Below are 4,335 nucleotides of genomic sequence, written 5' to 3' on the forward strand. Positions count from 1 at the left end.
ATGATAAATTAGTGGTTAGCTATATTTTTTTACTTTGCAACAGAACCATAAGCTACATGGAAGATGACGGTTTTACAAGATTAGATTTAGCCTTTGATTTTGAAGATGATTTGAGTGACTACTATGCAATGTCTGATAAAGCAGTTAAGAAAACTATTTTTTATGGTCGTAATGGTAAGCCAGAAACAAAATATTTTGGCGTGAGAGATAGTAATAGATTTATTAGAATTTATAATAAAAAGCAAGAACGTAAAGATAATGCAGATGCTGAAGTTATGTCTGAACATTTATGGCGTGTAGAAATCGAACTTAAAAGAGATATGGTGGATTACTGGAATGATTGCTTTAGTGATTTACATATCTTGCAACCAGATTGGAAAACTATCCAACGCACTGCGGATAGAGCAATAGTTTTTATGTTATTGAGTGATGAAGAAGAATGGGGAAAGCTTCACAGAAATTCTAGAACAAAATATAAGAATTTGATAAAAGAAATTTCGCCAGTCGATTTAACGGACTTAATGAAATCGACTTTAAAAGCGAACGAAAAACAATTGCAAAAACAAATCGATTTTTGGCAACATGAATTTAAATTTTGGAAATAGTGTACATATTAATATTACTGAACAAAAATGATATATTTAAACTATTCTAATTTAGGAGGATTTTTTTATGAAGTGTCTATTTAAAAATTTGGGGAATTTATATGAGGTGAAAGAATAATTTACCCCTATAAACTTTAGTCACCTCAAGTAAAGAGGTAAAATTGTTTAGTTTATATAAAAAATTTAAAGGTTTGTTTTATAGCGTTTTATTTTGGCTTTGTATTCTTTCATTTTTTAGTGTATTAAATGAAATGGTTTTAAATGTTTCTTTACCTGATATTGCAAATCATTTTAATACTACTCCTGGAATTACAAACTGGGTAAACACTGCATATATGTTAACTTTTTCGATAGGAACAGCAGTATATGGAAAATTATCTGATTATATAAATATAAAAAAATTGTTAATTATTGGTATTAGTTTGAGCTGTCTTGGTTCATTGATTGCTTTTATTGGTCACAATCACTTTTTTATTTTGATTTTTGGTAGGTTAGTACAAGGAGTAGGATCTGCTGCATTCCCTTCACTGATTATGGTGGTTGTAGCTAGAAATATTACAAGAAAAAAACAAGGCAAAGCCTTTGGTTTTATAGGATCAATTGTAGCTTTAGGTGAAGGGTTAGGTCCTTCAATAGGGGGAATAATAGCACATTATATTCATTGGTCTTACCTACTTATACTTCCTATGATTACAATAGTAACTATACCTTTTCTTATTAAAGTAATGGTACCTGGTAAATCAACAAAAAATACATTAGATATCGTAGGTATTGTTTTAATGTCTATAAGTATTATATGTTTTATGTTATTTACGACAAATTATAATTGGACTTTTTTAATACTCTTCACAATCTTTTTTGTGATTTTTATTAAACATATTTCAAGAGTTTCTAACCCTTTTATTAATCCTAAACTAGGGAAAAACATTCCGTTTATGCTTGGTTTGTTTTCTGGTGGGCTAATATTTTCTATAGTAGCTGGTTTTATATCAATGGTGCCTTATATGATGAAAACTATTTATCATGTAAATGTAGCGACAATAGGTAATAGTGTTATTTTTCCTGGAACCATGAGTGTTATTGTTTTTGGTTATTTTGGTGGTTTTTTAGTGGATAGAAAAGGATCATTATTTGTTTTTATTTTAGGATCATTGTCTATCTCTATAAGTTTTTTAACTATTGCATTTTTTGTTGAGTTTAGTATGTGGTTGACTACTTTTATGTTTATATTTGTTATGGGCGGATTATCTTTTACTAAAACAGTTATATCAAAAATAGTATCAAGTAGTCTTTCTGAAGAAGAAGTTGCTTCTGGAATGAGTTTGCTAAATTTCACAAGTTTTTTATCAGAGGGAACAGGTATAGCAATTGTAGGAGGTTTATTGTCACTACAATTGATTAATCGTAAACTAGTTCTGGAATTTATAAATTATTCTTCTGGAGTGTATAGTAATATTCTTGTAGCCATGGCTATCCTTATTATTTTATGTTGTCTTTTGACGATTATTGTATTTAAACGTTCTGAAAAGCAGTTTGAATAGTTATATTATATTTTGGTTTAGAACTATGAGTGGCTAGCATTTTGCCACTCATTTTTTGCGTTAGCAAAAACAGGTTTAAGCCTCGCAGAGCACACGTATTAACGACTTATTAAAAATAAGTCTAGTGTGTTAGACTTAAACTATTAAATACACATGAAACCTTTGTGCTTAGGAGTGATTTTTATATGTCTTATTCCATTGTTAGAGTTTCAAAAGTTAAATCTGGAACAAATACAACGGGCATACAAAAACATGTTCAAAGAGAAAATAATAATTATGAAAATGAAGATATAGACCATAGTAAAACTTACTTAAATTATGATTTGGTAAATGCTAATAAACAGAATTTTAATAACTTGATTGATGAAAAAATCGAACAGAATTATACAGGCAAAAGAAAAATTAGAACAGACGCGATTAAACACATTGATGGTTTAATTACATCAGACAATGATTTCTTTGATAATCAAACGCCAGAAGATACAAAGCAGTTTTTTGAATATGCTAAAGAGTTTTTAGAACAAGAATACGGTAAAGATAATTTATTATATGCAACAGTTCACATGGACGAAAAAACACCACATATGCATTATGGCGTTGTTCCAATAACTGATGATGGTCGTTTAAGTGCTAAAGAAGTTGTAGGTAATAAAAAAGCTTTAACAGCGTTTCAAGATAGATTTAATGAGCATGTTAAACAACGAGGATATGATTTAGAACGTGGGCAATCAAGACAAGTAACAAATGCTAAACATGAGCAAATAAGTCAGTATAAACAAAAAACAGAATATCATAAGCAAGAATATGAACGTGAGAGCCAAAAAACAGACCATATAAAGCAAAAGAACGATAAATTAATGCAAGAGTACCAAAAATCGTTAAATACGCTTAAAAAGCCTATAAATGTTCCGTATGAGCAAGAAACTGAAAAAGTAGGTGGTTTATTTAGCAAAGAAATACAAGAAACTGGAAATGTTGTAATAAGCCAAAAAGATTTCAATGAATTTCAGAAACAGATAAAAGCTGCTCAAGATATTTCGGAAGATTACGAGTATATAAAGTCTGGTAGAGCCTTAGATGATAAAGATAAGGAAATACGAGAGAAAGATGATTTATTAAATAAAGCAGTTGAGCGTATTGAAAACGCAGACGATAATTTTAACCAACTTTACGAAAATGCAAAGCCACTTAAAGAGAATATAGAAATAGCGTTAAAGCTTTTAAAAATCTTACTAAAAGAGTTAGAACGAGTTTTAGGAAGAAATACCTTTGCGGAAAGAGTTAATAAGTTAACAGAAGATGAACCAAAACTAAATGGTTTAGCAGGAAACTTAGATAAAAAAATGAATCCAGAATTATATTCAGAACAGGAACAGCAACAAGAACAACAAAAGAATCAAAAACGAGATAGAGGTATGCACTTATAGAACATGCATTTATGCCGAGAAAACTTATTGGTTGGAATGGGCTATGTGTTAGCTAACTTGTTAGCGAGTTGGTTGGACTTGAATTGGGATTAATCCCAAGAAAGTACCAACTCAACAACACATAAAGCCCTGTAGGTTCCGACCAATAAGGAAATTGGAATAAAGCAATAAAAGGAGTTGAAGAAATGAAATTCAGAGAAGCCTTTGAGAATTTTATAACAAGTAAGTATGTACTTGGTGTTTTAGTAGTTTTAACTGTTTACCAGATAATACAAATGCTTAAATAAAAAAAGACTTGATCTGATTAGACCAAGTCTTTTGATAGTGTTATATTAATAACAAAATAAAAAGGAGTCGCTCACGCCCTGACCAAAGTTTGTGAACGACATCATTCAAAGAAAAAAACACTGAGTTGTTTTTATAATCTTGTATATTTAGATATTAAACGATATTTAAATATACATCAAGATATATATTTGGGTGAGCGATTCCTTAAACGAAATTGAGATTAAGGAGTCGATTTTTTATGTATAAAAACAATCATGCAAATCATTCAAATCATTTGGAAAATCACGATTTAGACAATTTTTCTAAAACCGGCTACTCTAATAGCCGGTTAAACCGACATAAAATGTCACTTGCTGCTCCAAAAATATCTTTTGATGCTATGACAATTGTTGGAAATCTTAATAAAACGAGTGTAGAACAACTGTCGAAATTTATGAGCATTGAGGTTCTGTTGCAAAGTAAAAAATATAGCTA

At 29.9% G+C, this 4,335-nt stretch carries 3 protein-coding genes and 1 pseudogene; all 4 read left to right on the forward strand.

The window, feature by feature from the left end:
- Positions 1–605, forward strand: a 605-nt coding sequence (locus HMPREF2561_RS00005) for a replication initiation factor domain-containing protein (protein WP_070468210.1), incomplete at its 5' end; no start/stop codon positions are given.
- A 161-nt stretch (positions 606–766) separates the two neighbouring features.
- Positions 767–2,146, forward strand: coding sequence for a tetracycline efflux MFS transporter Tet(K) (gene tet(K) / locus HMPREF2561_RS00010; protein WP_000492283.1), 1,380 nt, complete (start codon positions 767–769; stop codon positions 2,144–2,146).
- Between the two features lie 185 nt (positions 2,147–2,331).
- Complete coding sequence (mobV, locus tag HMPREF2561_RS00015; protein WP_000122374.1) at positions 2,332–3,573, forward strand: MobV family relaxase; 1,242 nt, start codon at positions 2,332–2,334, stop codon at positions 3,571–3,573.
- A 526-nt stretch (positions 3,574–4,099) separates the two neighbouring features.
- A pseudogene (locus tag HMPREF2561_RS10925) lies at positions 4,100–4,335 on the forward strand (hypothetical protein); the annotation flags it as partial.

Origin of the sequence: Staphylococcus sp. HMSC069E10 (assembly GCF_001809205.1) — a bacterium.
In the GTDB taxonomy this organism is placed as follows: domain Bacteria; phylum Bacillota; class Bacilli; order Staphylococcales; family Staphylococcaceae; genus Staphylococcus; species Staphylococcus hominis.